Raw genomic sequence first — 13,990 nt, 5'->3', positions numbered from 1 at the left:
TCCCCTCCCCCCACACCCCCTCCTCTCATCCTCCAAAGATTTTCGACTGGTGGGGAGGCTGCGCGGAGGGAGTTCGTTCCGACGGAAAGAAGAAAACCCTCTCAAAGAGATGGCTAACTCTCTTACTCAGGTTTATCTGTTTCGTGGAACTCTCTCTTATTTCCGATATTGCTCGGGGAGGAACTGCTTGAAGACGACGATTGTTTCTTTGATCGGTTGGATCATACGGGATTTTTTAATGAAATCGGCATCGTTGATGAAGTAGGTGAGCAGGGTGACCATGACGGCGCAGATGAGGAACCCCTTGAGCCCGCCCACGGCCGCCCCGGCGAGGTGGTTGATCCAGTCGGCATAGGCCATCTTGAGAAACGAATGGAGGGCGCGGGAGATCATGCTGATGACGAACATCACCATGCAGAGGATCAGCACATAGGCGACGATATAGACCCATTGGGACGTCGTGTACTGGGAAAAGATGCGGCCCAGCTCGCCATAATAGCGCCCGGCGAGCCAGACGCCGCCGAGGATGCCCACAAGCCCCGCCACTTCATCAAGAAAGCCGCGCAACGCGCCGCGCAGGGTAAACAGGGCGATGACCGAAAGCAGCACGACATCCAGTATATTCAGGTCGTAAGGAAGCGTCATAGAAAAAAGGGGTTGAGGGTCTTCCCGCTTAGGGGCAGGTACGGCAAACGCTGCAATCCGGCGGATCACAGCGTCATCATGCGGAATACGCTTTGAGCCTCCCCGATCCAAAACACGAAAGTCTTAGGAGGGAGAGGGGTGGGGTCTGGGGAGGGGAGAGGGAAGCCCTTCTTCAGAAGGGTTCCCTCTCCCCTCCCCAGTTTTGCTACTTGTTCAGCTCACGTTCCTGCGGGAACATGGGAAGATAGCGGTAAGAGATGGCAAGGCAAAGCCACGAGTAGGCGATGACCATGAAGGACGCGCCCCATTCGGCCCAGTTGGGATTGTAGAATTCCCACGTGTCGAAGGGCATGACCGGGATGGCGAGGGCCTGAACGGTCATGACGTAACGGTTGATGGTCACGCCGACGCAGGCGAGGATGCCGCCAAGGTAGAACAGCGCCGGGTTGGAGCGGCACTTCTTCGAGAAGAGGAGGTATGCGGGCAGGACGCCGCAGACCACGAGCTCGGCGAAGAGGAGCCACTTGCCGTAGATCCAGCCGTGGAACATCTGATCGAAGGTCATGCCGGAGCGGGGCAGGATGTCCATGACCCAACCGGCGGTGTCGGCCAGCTTGAACACCATGTAGATGGTGAACATCGTCCCGGCGATTTTGCCCATGAGCTGCTTCACGTCCCAGGAGACGAGCCTGCGGCCGGTGAGCTTTTCCATGAACGTGCAGACGAGCACGGTGAACATGGGGCCGGAACCCACGGCGGAGAGGATGTACAGGAAGAACGTCCACGGCCAGATGAAGAACCCGTCGCGCAGGATGTAGGGACGGCCGAAGAGCACGCCGTACATGCCGCCGAGGGAGCCCTGGTGGAACGTGGACAGGAAGGCGCCGATGCCCGCGAACAGGGGCATGATCAGGTGGAAATTGTGGGCGATGGCGTGAGCGAGCCTGTTCTTCGCCAGCTGCCGGTTTTCCAGTGCTAGAGGCACGTACTCGATGATGAGCACGGTGCAGTAGCAGGTGATGCAGAAGATGACTTCGGTCAGCATGGAGTGGACGTTCGGATGCCAGTAGCCGAACCATGCGCGGAGCGGCTGGCCGATATCGAGAACGAGCACCAGCATGGCGCCGGAGTAGCACAGGAAACCCACCACGACCGTCAGGTTGATGATGTTCTTCAAGGCGTCGATGTTCAGCAGGTAGCGCAGCGCGCCGGTGAAGAACGCGCCCGCGCCGAGGGCGATGACGGCGAGGTCGAAGGTGATCCAGAGGCCGAACCCGAAGTAGTCGTCAAGGCCGGTCTCGCCGAGGCCGTGGGCCAGGACGCGGAAGGCGGCATAAGCGCCCCACAGGCCGACCGCGGCCACGGGAACAAGATGCAGCAGGAATTTCAGCAGCGAACAACGCGGGCACCCTTCAGGGAAGAGGGAGGCGTCGACGGGCTGGTTGTAGTTTTTCACTTCCATTGACCTACCCCTTGGTCTTTTCGTTTTCCAGGTAGTTGTCGCCCTGACGGCGCACCCATTCGCGCTTGCTCAGGTAGTACACCTGCGGGTCGGTCCCCAGGCGCTCCAGAAGGCGGAAGGCGTGGGGGCTTCGGATCAGCTCGTACACCTTATGTTCGGGATTCTTGGAATCGCCGAAGGAGATCGCGCCGTTGGGGCATACCTCGGTGCAGGAAGTCACATACTCCCCGTCGGCCAGCTCATAGGGGTTGCGCCCCTCGGCGATGGCCTTGTCCTTGGCCTTCATCCAACGGTGATGGCAGAAGGTGCATTTTTCCACCACGCCGCGGGGACGCACGGAAACGTCCGGGGTGAGGGTCTTTTCCATGCCTTCCGGCCAGATCGGATCGTACCAGTTGAAATAACGGGCATGGTAAGGGCATGAGGCCATGCAGTACCGGCAGCCGATGCAGCGGGGATAGATCTGGCTGACGATGCCGCCGTCCTCGTTCTTGTCGGTGGCGACGACGGGGCAGACGGACACGCAGGAGGGCTTCCCGCACTGCATACAGGGACGGGGCAGGTAGGCCGTGTCGTGTTCCGGGAACGGTTTATGGTTGGAGAGGCGATACACCTTCATCCAGTTGATGGAGCGGACCTTGTTCGTGCCGTCGGGGTTGGGGGCGACATTGTTTTCGGCCTGACAGGCCACCATGCAGGCGCCGCAGCCCGTGCACTTGTCAAGATCGACGACCATCGTCCATTTGATGTCGAATTCTTTCACTTCGGACATGATTACGAATCCTTATGCTTGGGCGACGTTCACGCGGGTATCGTTCCAGACGGAGAGGCCGGAGCCGGGTTCGGAAGAGGGCGTGACGAGGGCCATAACATCCATGCCCTTGCCGTCGTTGAACTCTCCGAAAGCCGTATGCCCGAAGCCCATGGTCAAGGCTACGGTATCGTTGGTCACGCCTTCGAAGACGCGGATCTTCGCCATAACCTTCCCGGCCTTGCTGGCCAGGACGACGCGGTTGCCCTCGTACAGGCCGAGCTTCTTGAGCGTGGCCCCGTTGACGGCGGCGACGAGCATGTTCTTGTCCAGCTCATCGTCAGTAATGAGCTTGGTGTTGAAGGGCGGAATGGCGGTTTCGGGCGTACCGAGGCCAAGCTTGCTCACGAAGGCCACGGCCAGCTCCTTGCCGGAGGAGGCAGCGGCGGCTTCGGCCTTCTCGACGAGAACGAGGTCGTCGGGACTGAAGCGGTAGGCCAACGTCTTGTTGGGGACCACAATGTCGCTGACGTAGACGTTGCCGTCGCTCAGGGAACCCCAGTCGGCGCCGATGTTGAAGGCTTTGGCCTTGAGCATGGTCACGACGTCGGAAACGCCGAGGTTGATGCCGAGCTTGTAGGCCATGTCGATGAGCACGTCGCCGGCGGGGCGGGCCTGATAGAGCGGCTCGGCCACGGGGCGGACCAGCGCGTACACGAACTTGCCGTAGCTGAAGGGCTCGGCCACGTCGTCGTAGCGTTCGAGGCCGAGGGCGTTGGGCAGCACGAGATCGCAGCGGCGGGCGGTTTCGTCGAAGAAGCAGGTGAAGGCCACCGAGAAGTCGCTTTTCTTGAAGACGGCTTCAATATCCTTGCCGGGCAGGGCGTAGACGGGGTTGGCCTCATAGACCATGAGCACGCCCACTTCGGGCATGTTCCCCTGCGCCATGTCGGCGGCGTAGCGGACGAGATCGCCCTGCATGAGCACATCGTAGGACGCCGCGCCGTTGACCGCCGGGGGAGCCAGCGGAATCATGCGCATCCCGCCTTCCTTGTTCACGCGGTCGAGGAGCATGTTGATCGCCATGCCGATGCGGACAGGGCCGGTGCCGCCGCCCTGATCCATGTCGGAACCGACGACCACGAGAGGCTTCTTGGCCTTTTTGAGCCCGTCGACGACGGCGGCGAAACGTTCGGGCATGAGGCCCGTGATTTCGCAGACTTTTTCCGGGGTCCATTTGGCGACCAGCGCCGCGAAGTCATCCAGCCCTCCGGCGGGGGCGGCCACGCCGTCCTTGATGAGCTGGCGGGCGACGCCGAGGAGCAGGAACAGTTCCGTGCCGGGCTTGATGGGCAGCCAGAGATCGGCGCCCGCGGCCGTATTGTTCTGCACGGGCCCGGCATAGGCCAGACGCATGGCGGGTTCGGCGCCTGCGGGACGTGCCTGTCCCCACGCGTGGCGGTTGACGACCACCGAGCCCCACGTTTCCAGCACGTTCGCGCCGACGGCGAACACATAGTCGCTGTTGGGGATGTCGAAGCCGACGCGCCCGCGTCCGCCCATGAGCTTCCACGCCTGCGCGGTGGCCTGCGCGTCACTGGGCATGGCAAAGAAGCGGCCTGAACCGGTCTGGGCGGCGAAGCCCGCGAGCAGTTCATTCATGGTGCCGTTTTCGTCGCCGGAAATGCAGACCACGCTGTCGTGCTCGGTCTGCTTCTTGGCTGCGGCGAGTTTTTCGAGCAGCAGCTTTTCAGCCTCTTCCCACGAGATTTCCCTGTAGCCGCCGTCCGAGTTGCGGAGCAGGGGCCGTTTGAGGCGGGCCGGGCTGTAGCGCATCTGGACTTCGGTGACGGCCAGCGCGGAGACGCCGCCGCCAAGCGGGCTCTCGGGATCGCTGAGGACGCGCACGGGACGTCCGCCCACGAGACGGATTTTGGTGGCTCCGGCGGCGGGACAGAGCTTGCTGACCGTGCGGACATAGGTGTTTTCGTGATTGCCGTATTGCAGGGAAGGGATCCACGGCCAGTTTTGCGACCAGATGGAGATGTCGTCCAAACCCTTCCAGACCACAGGAGTCGCCAGCGTACCCACGGCGGCCCCGCCGATGAATTTCAGAAAGCCTCGTCTGTCAAGCATTGGCGTCTCCTTACTTGTGGCAGACAAAGCATGCGTTGCTGGCATTGGTGCTGCCAAGGTGATTGGGATTGGCATGACATGCTTCACACTGCCACATCTTCATGGTGTTCTGGCTGTAGCCGGAGATCCTGTTCTCGCGGAACACGGGCGGCTTTTTGCTGGAAGCCATGTCGAGATGGCACGTGGAGCAAAGCTCCCGCTCGGAGAACTCATGACAGTTGTTACAGGTTGCCAGCGAGTGCACGGCATGGCTGAAGAACACGTTGTCAGGCTGCTTCTGGTAGACTTTCCAGTCCACTTCCTTGCCCTTCTTGACGTATTCGTTGAAGAAGACCCGTTCGGCCTCGCTTTTGCCGAGCATCTGCGAATGGCAGACAGCACAGTCCTTTGTAGAGGGCAGGGCGTCGAACGTCCCGTCCGCACGGAGATGGTGACAGACCGAACAGTCCAGAGAAGCATCCTTAAGATGCGTCTCATGGCTGAACTGCACGGGTTGATCCTGTCTGCTGAACAAAAGTTCCGGGAAAATCCACCAGCCAAACACGAGCGCAACGACAAGACCGACGATGAACGGTGCGGGACCGAATTCAAGTCGTTTTGCCAGACTGCGGGCCTTCTCGTGGGAAGGCGCGTTGTTCTGCCTATCCTCCATACCCTTCGCCTCTTGAAATGGTTGTGTTGCTGAAAACCATTCGCCTCTTGGCCGCGACACGTCATGCGACAGGAAAACCGTCCTTGGCGCCCTCTTCCCACAGGGGAACGGACGCGCTTTTTCACCGTCATCATGGTGTAGGCGACCGGGCAAACACGTGTCAAGACGCAAGGCATGGCAAGCGCTTGGCAACATGTGGCCCCGGTCGGCCGCCGTCGGCCGAACATGCCGTCCTGACAAAAAACGTCCGATCAAAAAAGCATGTGGTTCCTGAAAAGCGTTCTTGCGGAACGCATTCCTTTTTCAGGATATTCTGGGTGGGTCCGAAATGTGCTTTTTTTCTCGAAGTATGCGAATTCTGTCAAAATCGTCATACCGTACAATATATCACCCGTATTGGAAAGGCTAAAAAAATGTAAAAAAACGGTATGAGATTTTTATGAAATCGAAAGCTTCTACGGGAACCGCAAGGGAAGGAAGGGAAAAACAAGGCGGTTCGGCGGCGGGGAGGCGCCTCTGTTTCCACTTGACCCACGGGCCGCTCCGCTTTATGACGTTCAGTACTTGGCGTTCGCTTGACGAGCGGCATGAGCGGAAGGGTGGCAGAGCGGCTTAATGCGGCGGTCTTGAAAACCGTTGACGTCGTGAGGCGTCCGGGGGTTCAAATCCCTCCCCTTCCGCCAAACTCAAAACCAGAATCTTCCAGAACGGTCTATAACGTATTGAATAGATACGTTATAGACCGTTCTTTTTTAGGGAAGTTCGAAATACGGCAAGCCCTAGCTTCAGCAATTCCCCGCCTAGACTTTCTGCATGATCCACGCCAGCCGTCCAAGAATCCGGCCCGTCAGGTCTTCCTGAATCCGAATTTCCGGGTAAGCGGGGTTTTCCGCCCGCAGCACAAAGCATTTTTCCTTCCTATCCCAAGCCAGCCTTCTCAAGATGATCCCTTCATAGGGAAGCAGTACCGCGAACAGTTCACCGCTTGCGGGACTGCTTGCGGCTGTGTCGATGCCGACATAAGCGCCGCAGCGCGCTGTGGGGGCGACTGATTCGTTGTCCATTTCCAGAACAAGGATCCCTTCTCGGGCGTATGGCTTGGGGAGGGCGATCTTTCCTATCGGTTGAAGCGCCGCCGCTGGTGAGCCGGTTTTCGTGCTGTCGCCGCACATGGCGTACACCGGGGCAAGCGCCGACTGCGCCAGAGGCGATCCCAACAAGCCGGGATCTATGGGCGGCCCGTCCCCGTCGCTGGGGACGTATCCGGCCTCTGTGCGCAGGTATACCGGGCCGTTGCCTTTCTTGAGCCAGTCGGGATTCACTCCCAGTTTTTCAAACAATTTCAGGTACCAGTCCGCTGGAATGGCTTGCCGTCTCTTGGCTTCGGCTACGCTGGATTGGCTAATTTCAAGTAAGGACGCCAATTCAGTTTGGCTCCGGGTATGTGTAGCCGCTTGAATACGCTTGATCACGTCTGGATATGAAACGTCTTTTTTCATTGTTTCCCTCTAAAGAATTTCCCTGATGAGAATGTATTTAAATCTAATATATTAGTGCAGACGTGTAAATTGTTAATTCGATATATTGGTGCAAATTTTTTGGAGGTGCACCGATGATCGTGAGTAATATATCAAAAATAATGGATAAAAAGAAGATAAGTTATCGAAGGCTCACAGAGCTGTCTGGGGTTGCCGGGCAAACTATCTATAGAGCGCGAGGTGCGTTTATTTACGAATGCAGGCTGTCAACATTAGATGCCCTCGCCAAGGCTTTAGGGGTGGAGCTTAAAGCTCTGTTCGATGAAGTTCAAAATGAAATGGTGGGAGTGGAGAAGAGGGAAGAGTGAGTGTATAATCTAATATATTAGTGCTGACTGAAGCGTCGTTATTCCGATAAATTAGTGCATTCTTATAAGAGGATACACTAATGGTGAAGAGTAACCTTGCAAAACTCATGAAAGAGAAGAAGCTTACCTATCGGCGTCTTTCTGAGCTCTCTGGTATCGCTGGAGAGACAATAAATAGGGCTCGGGGTATATTGATCTATGAATGTAAGCTATCCACACTTGATGCCTTGGCTAAGGTACTGGATGTCAAAATCAAGGACTTGTTTGATGAAGACTAGGTGTAACACCACAGTTGAACTCGTTTTCCCGGTAAAAAAATGGGAAATGTAAAACAATGTCTATTCGGAGCGGCACTTGTTAATATCCGGGAGTCTCTCCAGATATCGCAATACCAGCTTGCCAAAAGAACAGGTATCGCTGAGGAATACCTGAATAAGCTTGAAAACTCCAAGCGAGAGCCCAAAGCCCGGATGATCATTCGTCTTGGACGGGGGCTTGGCATTTCTCCCGGTGACTTGCTGAACGAAATGGATCGGCTGATGCGCTTGGAAGAAGATGAGTAAGAAATCTTCTCCATGCCCGTTTGGAAAAATTCTCGTAACCGCCCGTGAAGAGCGTGGTATCACGCAATACCGGCTTGCACGGCTGGCAGGGCGTTCCATTCAGCAGATCAGCCAAATTGAACGCGGTGAAAGGGAACCCAAACTTTCAACGCTGATTTTGCTTGCCCATGCGTTGGGTATGGAGCCGGGAACTTTGGTGAATGAGGCGGCAAAAGCCATGCATATCCAGCAAGATTTGATAACGGCTATTGAATGAGAAAGTTGAAAAAAGCGCCATGCCCTTTTGGGGGAGTCGTTTTTGCTGCCCGGACTGAGCAAGGTATCTCACGATACCGCTTGGCAAAGCTGATCGGACGCACTTCACAGCAGCTGGCTAAGCTCGAAAAGGGTGAAAACGAGCCTGTACTGTCCACAATTGTGATGCTCGCCCATGCTCTTGAGATAGATCCTTGTATTTTATTCCGTAAAACAATTGAGTTGATGCCTCCCATCCCAGTAATAAAAGAGCCTGAAGCGAGTAAGGAATGGCCTTAATGGAACAGTGCTGGAAAACGACGGCACAAACAATTTCTTTACAGTGAAAAAAATTCCCTATCTCAAGGCCACTCTTGGTGAGCAACTGAAGAAAGCCCGGAAATCCATTCCCAAGCTTTCTCAAGAGCAAGTAGCCATAGCTCTTGGGACAGAGCGATCCTACGTATCTCGCATGGAGAGGGGCATCATTCTTCCCTCAATAAATGTGCTCATCCTGTTGGGTGAAATGTATGGGGTTCCCGCCTCCACTCTTTTGTTGTGGACAGAACAAGCCTTATCAAGTCATGTCTCCCCGCAGGAGTGAGAGCCTTTTCCGTGGCGCCGTTCCGTGCAAAATAAAACGAGCCGATGAATATTTTCATCGGCTCGCTTCGTTTTTTGTCGGGGCTCGCTCTCCTGCTAGTTGCCGTCCATTTTGAGCAGCGTGTCGAGCGTCTTGAGGTCGGCGGAGAAGTCGGTGACGTCGTTTTGCAGGAGCAGGGCGTGCTCCTTGGCAAAGGCGACCTTCAACCGGGTGAGCATGTCGTTGCTCCGGGCAAGGGCGCTGGCGACATCCGGGGATATGTCTTTGTCGTGGGCGAAACGCAGGTGCGTATCCACGATGCCGTGGGTGGCGGCGAGGTAGCGCTTGAGGAATCGCGCGCCGTGATCCACATCTCGCGGATCAGTAGCCATGCAGCCCAGAATGTTGTTGGCGGATTGCATAATGGCGCGCACGGAGGCTTGCGTCTCCGCAGGGAGGCCGGGCAGCTTGCCTTCAAGTCCCGCGAGGGAAGTACGGGATGCCTTCATGGACGCCGGTTCATCCGGGGAGGGGGCTGGTTCTGGCTTCGGTTCCGGTTTGGGCTTGGGTGCCAGTTCCGCCGCACGCTTGCGGGCCACGGCCCAGAGGATGCCCTGTCCTCCGGCGAGGAGGGCGCAAAACAGCATGGCAAGAGGCAGGGAAAGGGTTTGCCTCACTGAGAAGGCCATGATGAGCAGCAGAGAGAACGGAACCCATTCCGTGCCCATGCGAAAGGACTTCACCAGAAGGCGCTGTACCCATGACTGCAAGCCTCCCCAGAACAGCGCATACGGGAACGGCATACCGAAAAGGATCAGCAAGACGGCCAGCCCCGCACCGGATACGGCGGGGACGAGCCACGACGGTTTCCGGGATGCGCCGCGCGCGACGATGCAGATAAGGCCAAGGTAGACGCCAAGGGCGGCCTCGCCCGGATGTATTTGCGGAACATGGGTAGACAGAATCGCCCCAATGATGAACGCGCTGATATGAAAGAGGATACGCTTGAAGAACCGACGTATCGCATCCCAAAACGAACCCTTCGGTTCCTCGGCGTTCGGTCCGACCACCGTATGTTCCTTTTCGCCTTCGTGCATGGATTACACCCCGGAGCCGGTGCCGCCCTGTCCGAGGGGGCTCTGCCGCGTTTCCGTTCCGGATGCGGCGGCGATTTCTTCCCGGCTTTTGCGTGCGGCCAACGAGGTAAGCCTGTCCTTGAGTTCCGTTTCCATGACGGCCAGCTCTTTTTCAGCCGCCGCCCGCCGTTCCCGGCCTTCCTGTGCGATACGCAGGGTTTCCTCTATGGTGCCGATGAGCTTTTCGTGCACCTCGCGCAATGTTTCAATATCCACCACGGAACGCTCCACCTCGCGGGCCGTATCGACGGCGGCCTGTTCGAGCAGTTCCGCGTTGCTGCGCAGCATGTCGTTGGTCGTGTCGGAGACGGTCTTCTGAAGCGCCGCCGCGTTCTTCTGACCGTGCAGGGAAAGGGCGAGGACCATCTGGCTTTTCCAGATGGGGATGGTGGCGAGTATGCTGGTCTGGATTTTTTCCGCCAGCGTCCTGTTGTTGCTCTGGATGATGCGTATCTGCGGTGCGGTCTGCACCGTGATGGTCCGCGAAAGCTGCAAATCGTGCAACCGACGTTCGAAACGGTTGATCTGCTCCGAAAGGTCGCGGACTTGCTGCGCCTCCATGAGATCGCCGGACGCATCCGCCTGCGCCTTGAGGCGCGGCAGTTCCACAGTACGCGCCTCTTCCAGCTTGCGCTTGCCCGCTTCAATGTACGCCGTCAATTCCGCGTGGAACCGCGCATTGTGCTCATAGAGCATCTCAAGCGTCTCGATGTCGCGGAGCAGGCCGATCATGGCTTCGTCCAGCTTGTCGACGATGATTTCGATCTGTTCCGAAAGTGTGTTGAACTTCGCCACCGTGCGCTTGGCGGAAGAGAACAGAGAGCCCACAAGCGGCAGCGACTGGAGGAACCCCGGCGAGCCCATGACTTCCGAGACGTTCACATCCTTCACTTTGAGCATAAGGTTGGTGAGCGATTCGCCGAGTTCCCCGGAATCCTTGGCCTGCACGCGGGAAAGGAGATCGTCCGCGAACCGGGAGATGCCCTGCATGGCCTCCGTCCCATACGTGACGGTCAGGGAGGGATCGGCGAGGTTTATCGAATCGGCGATGGATGCGATGCGTTGCTCCTCAGCCGTCGGGGGGACAACAATCGTGGTGGCAGATGTTTCCATAACAGGCTCTCTTTCATAAGACAGTATGCCTCTCAGTATCAGAGCGGCAGTGGTACGGCAAGGACTCCCTGTCCTTCTCGACGAAGCGCGGGGGCCTGCCGGTATCGGATACGGTGCAAGAGATGCTGAGGACGGCCGCCTTCGCCCGGATCGGGAAGGCGGCCTCCATGAAAGTTCAGTACGCCAGCACTTCGTGCCCGTCTTCCGTGACCAGCACCATGATTTCCCACTGCGCGGAGGGCGCGCCGTCCGCCGTGCGGATCGTCCAGCCGTTCGCCTTGTCCAGGACAATGGCATCCTTGCCCATGTTGATCATCGGCTCGATGGTAAAGATCATGCCCGGAACCAGCAGCATGTCCGTGCCGCGCTTGGTGACGTAGCTGACGAAGGGCTCCTCATGGAACCGGATGCCCACGCCGTGCCCGCCCACTTCGCGGACCACGCTGTAGCCGTGCTTTTTCGCGTTGTCGTGCACGGCCTGCCCCATGTCGCCGAGGAAGCCCCACGGCTTCACTTCCTGCAATCCCAGCTCCACGCATTCGCGGGCCACGTCCACGAGCTGGCGCTTTTCCTTGCTGACCGTGCCGATGCAGAACATCCGCGAGGAGTCGGAAAAGTAGCTGTTGTAGATGGTCGAGACGTCCACATTGACGATGTCGCCGTCCTTGAGCGCCACATCGTCGGCGGGGATGCCGTGGCAGACTTCCTCATTGATGGAGGTGCAGGTGCTCTTGGGGAATCCACGGTAGCCGAGCGGGGCGGGGACGCCGCCAAGCTCCTTGGTCTTTTCGAAAACCAGCCTGTCGATTTCGGCGGTGGTCATGCCCGCCTTGATGTGCACCGCCACATGGTCAAGCACGGCGATGTTGATCTTGCCGCTTTCGCGGATGCCCGCGATCTGTTCGGGCGTTTTGAGGATGCTTCTGGGCGGGACAAGGTGCCCCTGATGGGCGTATTCGGTGATCCGGGCGTCGTATGGCGTGCGTGCGGCCTTGCGTTTGCGGCTTCCGCACCAGCTTGGCGTCTTGCGGTTTCGTTTCTGATCCACGTCTTTCTCCGATCTCTTTGGGCTGTGCGGGGAAGGGACGCAACAGAAGGAAATCCCGCACAAAAAGCCAGCAGAGCATACTCCGCCCGGCCCGCATTGTCGAATCCGGGCGGAAGAGGCTGTTTTTAAATTGACATATCAAGGTATAGTGATATAGCGTGCACTTCACGCGGCAACACGCTTCATTTACGGCCCCTTGGCGGAGATGCCCCGCCGTCCGGAAAGGACGGATACCAACGGGAAACGCCGCCGGGAATGCGAAGCGCCCCCGTCCGCAGGTTGCGGAGGGAAACATCTTGAACGGAGAGAACAATGGAAATCGAAACGCAATGCCTGTATGCCGGGTATTCCCCGAAAAACGGCGAGCCGCAGACTTTGCCCATCTGTCAGAGCACGACGTTCAAATACGAGTCCACCGAGCAGGTCAGCAAGCTGTTCGACCTTGAGGAAGCCGGGTTCTTCTATACCCGTCTCGGCAATCCCACCGTGGACGCCGTCGAGCAGAAGATCGCCATGCTGGAAGGCGGGGTAGGGGCGTTGTGCACCGCTTCCGGGCAGGCCGCGACCACGTTTTCCATCCTGACCCTTGCCGCCGCCGGGGATCATATCGTCAGTTCCTCCGCCATCTACGGCGGCTCGCTGAACCTGTTCGCCGTGACGCTCAAGAGGCTTGGCATTGAAGTGACTTTCGTGTCGCCGGAAGCCTCCGAAGACGAGATTCAGGCGGCGTTCCGCCCCAACACCAAGGCGCTGTTCGGCGAGACCATCGCCAACCCGAGCATTGAAGTGCTGGACATCGAAAAGTTCGCCCGCATCGCCCACAAGAACGGCGTGCCGCTGATCGTGGACAACACGTTCGCCACGCCGGTTCTGTGCCGCCCCATTGAATTTGGGGCGGACATCGTGGTGCATTCGACCACCAAATACATGGACGGGCACGCCCTGCAAATGGGCGGGGTGATTGTGGACGGCGGCACCTTCGACTGGACGAACGGCAAGTTCCCGGAATTCACCGAGCCCGACGACTCCTATCACGGGACCATCTATACGCAGGCATTCGGCAAGGCTGCCTATATTGTCAAGGCGCGTACGCAGATGATGCGGGATATGGGTGCCTGCCAGACGCCGTTCGGGGCCTTTCTGATCAATCAGGGGCTTGAAACCCTGCCCCTGCGCATTGAGCGCCATAGCCAGAATGCCGATGCCGTCGCCCACTGGCTCGAGAAGCACGACAAGATCGAGTCCGTAAGCTACCCCACGCTGGAGGGTAACCCTTACAAGGAGCGGGCCGCCAAATACCTGCCCAACGGGTGCAGCGGCGTGATTTCCTTCTCGCTCAAGGGCGGGCGCGAAGCCGGGGCCCGGTTCATCGACAGCCTCAAGATGGCCTCCCTGCTCGTGCATGTGGCGGACATCCGTACCTGCGTGCTGCATCCCGCCAGCTCCACGCACCGCCAGCTCACCGACGAGCAGCTTGTCAGCGCCGGGATCACCCCCGGCATGGTGCGGCTCTCCGTCGGCATCGAGAATATCAAGGACATCCTCGCCGATCTGGAACAGGCTTTGGCGAAGGCGTAAGTTGACTTGGGGAGGGGGAAGGGCCCCTTTTGGAAAAGGGGCCCTTCCCCCTCCCCAAACTCCACCCCCATCCCCCTAAAACTTTCGTCTTTATCGAATCCCTGTTGGGAGGTTTTCCTCTTCTTTGTCTTTTCTTTTTGAAGAAAAAAGAGAGTGCCTTGGACTGTTGCCTCAAGGTAAGGCTGAGGGGAGGGATTCGATAAGGATGAAAGTCTTTGGAGAAAGGGGGGATGGGGGTTTGGG

The 13,990-nt window shown here is 58.1% G+C and carries 16 protein-coding genes and 1 tRNA gene; 8 read left to right on the top strand and 9 right to left on the bottom strand.

Annotated features, from left to right (window positions below; genetic code table 11):
• Window positions 1–156: 156 nt before the first annotated feature.
• The 5 genes from HMPREF0178_RS07625 to qrcA all read right to left on the bottom strand — a co-directional run bounded on the left by HMPREF0178_RS07625 (window position 157) and on the right by qrcA (window position 5,646).
• The gene (locus HMPREF0178_RS07625) at window positions 157–645 is read right to left on the bottom strand and encodes a CvpA family protein (RefSeq protein ID WP_005027973.1); all 489 of its coding nucleotides are present in this window, start codon (window positions 643–645) and stop codon (window positions 157–159) included.
• 205 nt (window positions 646–850) lie between these two features.
• Window positions 851–2,107 carry a menaquinone reductase integral membrane subunit QrcD gene (gene qrcD, locus HMPREF0178_RS07620; protein ID WP_009368187.1) on the bottom strand — a complete coding sequence of 419 codons (1,257 nt, stop codon included), beginning with the start codon at window positions 2,105–2,107 and terminating at the stop codon, window positions 851–853.
• 4 nt (window positions 2,108–2,111) lie between these two features.
• Window positions 2,112–2,879 (bottom strand): menaquinone reductase iron-sulfur cluster-binding subunit QrcC, encoded by a 768-nt coding sequence (qrcC, locus tag HMPREF0178_RS07615; RefSeq protein ID WP_005027971.1) that lies wholly within the window; start codon window positions 2,877–2,879, stop codon window positions 2,112–2,114.
• Window positions 2,880–2,891: 12 nt separating this feature from the next.
• Window positions 2,892–4,994, bottom strand: coding sequence for a menaquinone reductase molybdopterin-binding-like subunit QrcB (gene qrcB / locus HMPREF0178_RS07610; RefSeq protein WP_009368186.1), 2,103 nt, complete (start codon window positions 4,992–4,994; stop codon window positions 2,892–2,894).
• A 10-nt stretch (window positions 4,995–5,004) separates the two neighbouring features.
• A complete protein-coding gene (qrcA, locus tag HMPREF0178_RS07605) occupies window positions 5,005–5,646 on the bottom strand; it encodes a menaquinone reductase multiheme cytochrome c subunit QrcA (RefSeq protein WP_005027967.1) in 642 nt (213 codons plus the stop codon).
• Between the two features lie 593 nt (window positions 5,647–6,239).
• Here qrcA and HMPREF0178_RS07600 point away from each other — a divergent pair.
• A tRNA-Ser gene (locus HMPREF0178_RS07600) sits at window positions 6,240–6,329 on the top strand.
• Window positions 6,330–6,446: 117 nt separating this feature from the next.
• Here HMPREF0178_RS07600 and HMPREF0178_RS07595 read toward each other — a convergent pair.
• The gene (locus HMPREF0178_RS07595) at window positions 6,447–7,145 is read right to left on the bottom strand and encodes a helix-turn-helix domain-containing protein (RefSeq protein WP_009368185.1); all 699 of its coding nucleotides are present in this window, start codon (window positions 7,143–7,145) and stop codon (window positions 6,447–6,449) included.
• Window positions 7,146–7,258: 113 nt separating this feature from the next.
• On the opposite strand from HMPREF0178_RS07595, the gene HMPREF0178_RS07590 reads away from it, so the two are divergent.
• From HMPREF0178_RS07590 to HMPREF0178_RS07565, 6 genes are all read left to right on the top strand, one after another.
• Window positions 7,259–7,492 carry a helix-turn-helix transcriptional regulator gene (locus tag HMPREF0178_RS07590; RefSeq protein WP_009368184.1) on the top strand — a complete coding sequence of 78 codons (234 nt, stop codon included), beginning with the start codon at window positions 7,259–7,261 and terminating at the stop codon, window positions 7,490–7,492.
• A gap of 80 nt (window positions 7,493–7,572) precedes the next feature.
• On the top strand, window positions 7,573–7,770 hold the full coding sequence (locus HMPREF0178_RS07585; protein WP_009368183.1) for a helix-turn-helix transcriptional regulator: 198 nt from the start codon (window positions 7,573–7,575) through the stop codon (window positions 7,768–7,770).
• 39 nt (window positions 7,771–7,809) lie between these two features.
• Window positions 7,810–8,055, top strand: a complete 246-nt coding sequence (locus tag HMPREF0178_RS07580) for a helix-turn-helix domain-containing protein (RefSeq protein WP_039958852.1) — start codon at window positions 7,810–7,812, stop codon at window positions 8,053–8,055.
• The gene (locus HMPREF0178_RS07575) at window positions 8,048–8,311 is read left to right on the top strand and encodes a helix-turn-helix domain-containing protein (RefSeq protein ID WP_050809267.1); all 264 of its coding nucleotides are present in this window, start codon (window positions 8,048–8,050) and stop codon (window positions 8,309–8,311) included. Before HMPREF0178_RS07580 ends, HMPREF0178_RS07575 begins: the two co-directional genes overlap by 8 nt.
• Window positions 8,308–8,589 (top strand): helix-turn-helix domain-containing protein, encoded by a 282-nt coding sequence (locus HMPREF0178_RS07570; RefSeq protein ID WP_050809266.1) that lies wholly within the window; start codon window positions 8,308–8,310, stop codon window positions 8,587–8,589. The genes HMPREF0178_RS07575 and HMPREF0178_RS07570 overlap by 4 nt, the downstream gene beginning before the upstream one ends.
• A 7-nt stretch (window positions 8,590–8,596) precedes the next feature.
• A complete protein-coding gene (locus HMPREF0178_RS07565) occupies window positions 8,597–8,893 on the top strand; it encodes a helix-turn-helix domain-containing protein (protein WP_039958850.1) in 297 nt (98 codons plus the stop codon).
• A 95-nt stretch (window positions 8,894–8,988) separates the two neighbouring features.
• Here the strand turns inward: HMPREF0178_RS07565 and HMPREF0178_RS07560 are convergent, their stop codons facing one another.
• From HMPREF0178_RS07560 to HMPREF0178_RS07550, 3 genes are all read right to left on the bottom strand, one after another.
• On the bottom strand, window positions 8,989–9,969 hold the full coding sequence (locus HMPREF0178_RS07560; protein WP_009368182.1) for a 5-bromo-4-chloroindolyl phosphate hydrolysis family protein: 981 nt from the start codon (window positions 9,967–9,969) through the stop codon (window positions 8,989–8,991).
• A 3-nt stretch (window positions 9,970–9,972) separates the two neighbouring features.
• Window positions 9,973–11,121: a toxic anion resistance protein gene (locus HMPREF0178_RS07555; protein WP_009368181.1), complete on the bottom strand. Its 1,149-nt coding sequence runs from the start codon at window positions 11,119–11,121 to the stop codon at window positions 9,973–9,975.
• Between the two features lie 175 nt (window positions 11,122–11,296).
• The gene (locus HMPREF0178_RS07550) at window positions 11,297–12,169 is read right to left on the bottom strand and encodes a methionyl aminopeptidase (RefSeq protein WP_009368180.1); all 873 of its coding nucleotides are present in this window, start codon (window positions 12,167–12,169) and stop codon (window positions 11,297–11,299) included.
• A gap of 312 nt (window positions 12,170–12,481) precedes the next feature.
• Between HMPREF0178_RS07550 and HMPREF0178_RS07545 the strand changes: the two genes are divergently transcribed.
• Window positions 12,482–13,747, top strand: coding sequence for an O-acetylhomoserine aminocarboxypropyltransferase/cysteine synthase family protein (locus HMPREF0178_RS07545; RefSeq protein ID WP_009368179.1), 1,266 nt, complete (start codon window positions 12,482–12,484; stop codon window positions 13,745–13,747).
• Window positions 13,748–13,990: the final 243 nt, after the last annotated feature.

It is taken from the genome of Bilophila sp. 4_1_30 (assembly GCF_000224655.1).
Taxonomy (GTDB): Bacteria; Desulfobacterota; Desulfovibrionia; order Desulfovibrionales; family Desulfovibrionaceae; genus Bilophila; species Bilophila wadsworthia.
The sequence above is the reverse complement of the archived record's forward strand: the minus strand, read 5'-3'. Positions and strand labels throughout refer to the sequence as shown.

Coding starts and splice junctions, on each gene's coding strand:
- HMPREF0178_RS07590 (WP_009368184.1), top strand. CDS start 7,259: ATGATCGTGAGTAATATATCAAAAATAATGGATAAAAAGAAGATAAGT.
- HMPREF0178_RS07570 (WP_050809266.1), top strand. CDS start 8,308: ATGAGAAAGTTGAAAAAAGCGCCATGCCCTTTTGGGGGAGTCGTTTTT.
- qrcB (WP_009368186.1), bottom strand. CDS start 4,994: ATGCTTGACAGACGAGGCTTTCTGAAATTCATCGGCGGGGCCGCCGTG.
- HMPREF0178_RS07560 (WP_009368182.1), bottom strand. CDS start 9,969: ATGCACGAAGGCGAAAAGGAACATACGGTGGTCGGACCGAACGCCGAG.
- HMPREF0178_RS07575 (WP_050809267.1), top strand. CDS start 8,048: ATGAGTAAGAAATCTTCTCCATGCCCGTTTGGAAAAATTCTCGTAACC.
- qrcA (WP_005027967.1), bottom strand. CDS start 5,646: ATGGAGGATAGGCAGAACAACGCGCCTTCCCACGAGAAGGCCCGCAGT.
- HMPREF0178_RS07545 (WP_009368179.1), top strand. CDS start 12,482: ATGGAAATCGAAACGCAATGCCTGTATGCCGGGTATTCCCCGAAAAAC.
- qrcD (WP_009368187.1), bottom strand. CDS start 2,107: ATGGAAGTGAAAAACTACAACCAGCCCGTCGACGCCTCCCTCTTCCCT.
- HMPREF0178_RS07595 (WP_009368185.1), bottom strand. CDS start 7,145: ATGAAAAAAGACGTTTCATATCCAGACGTGATCAAGCGTATTCAAGCG.
- HMPREF0178_RS07625 (WP_005027973.1), bottom strand. CDS start 645: ATGACGCTTCCTTACGACCTGAATATACTGGATGTCGTGCTGCTTTCG.
- HMPREF0178_RS07585 (WP_009368183.1), top strand. CDS start 7,573: ATGGTGAAGAGTAACCTTGCAAAACTCATGAAAGAGAAGAAGCTTACC.
- HMPREF0178_RS07580 (WP_039958852.1), top strand. CDS start 7,810: ATGGGAAATGTAAAACAATGTCTATTCGGAGCGGCACTTGTTAATATC.
- HMPREF0178_RS07555 (WP_009368181.1), bottom strand. CDS start 11,121: ATGGAAACATCTGCCACCACGATTGTTGTCCCCCCGACGGCTGAGGAG.
- qrcC (WP_005027971.1), bottom strand. CDS start 2,879: ATGTCCGAAGTGAAAGAATTCGACATCAAATGGACGATGGTCGTCGAT.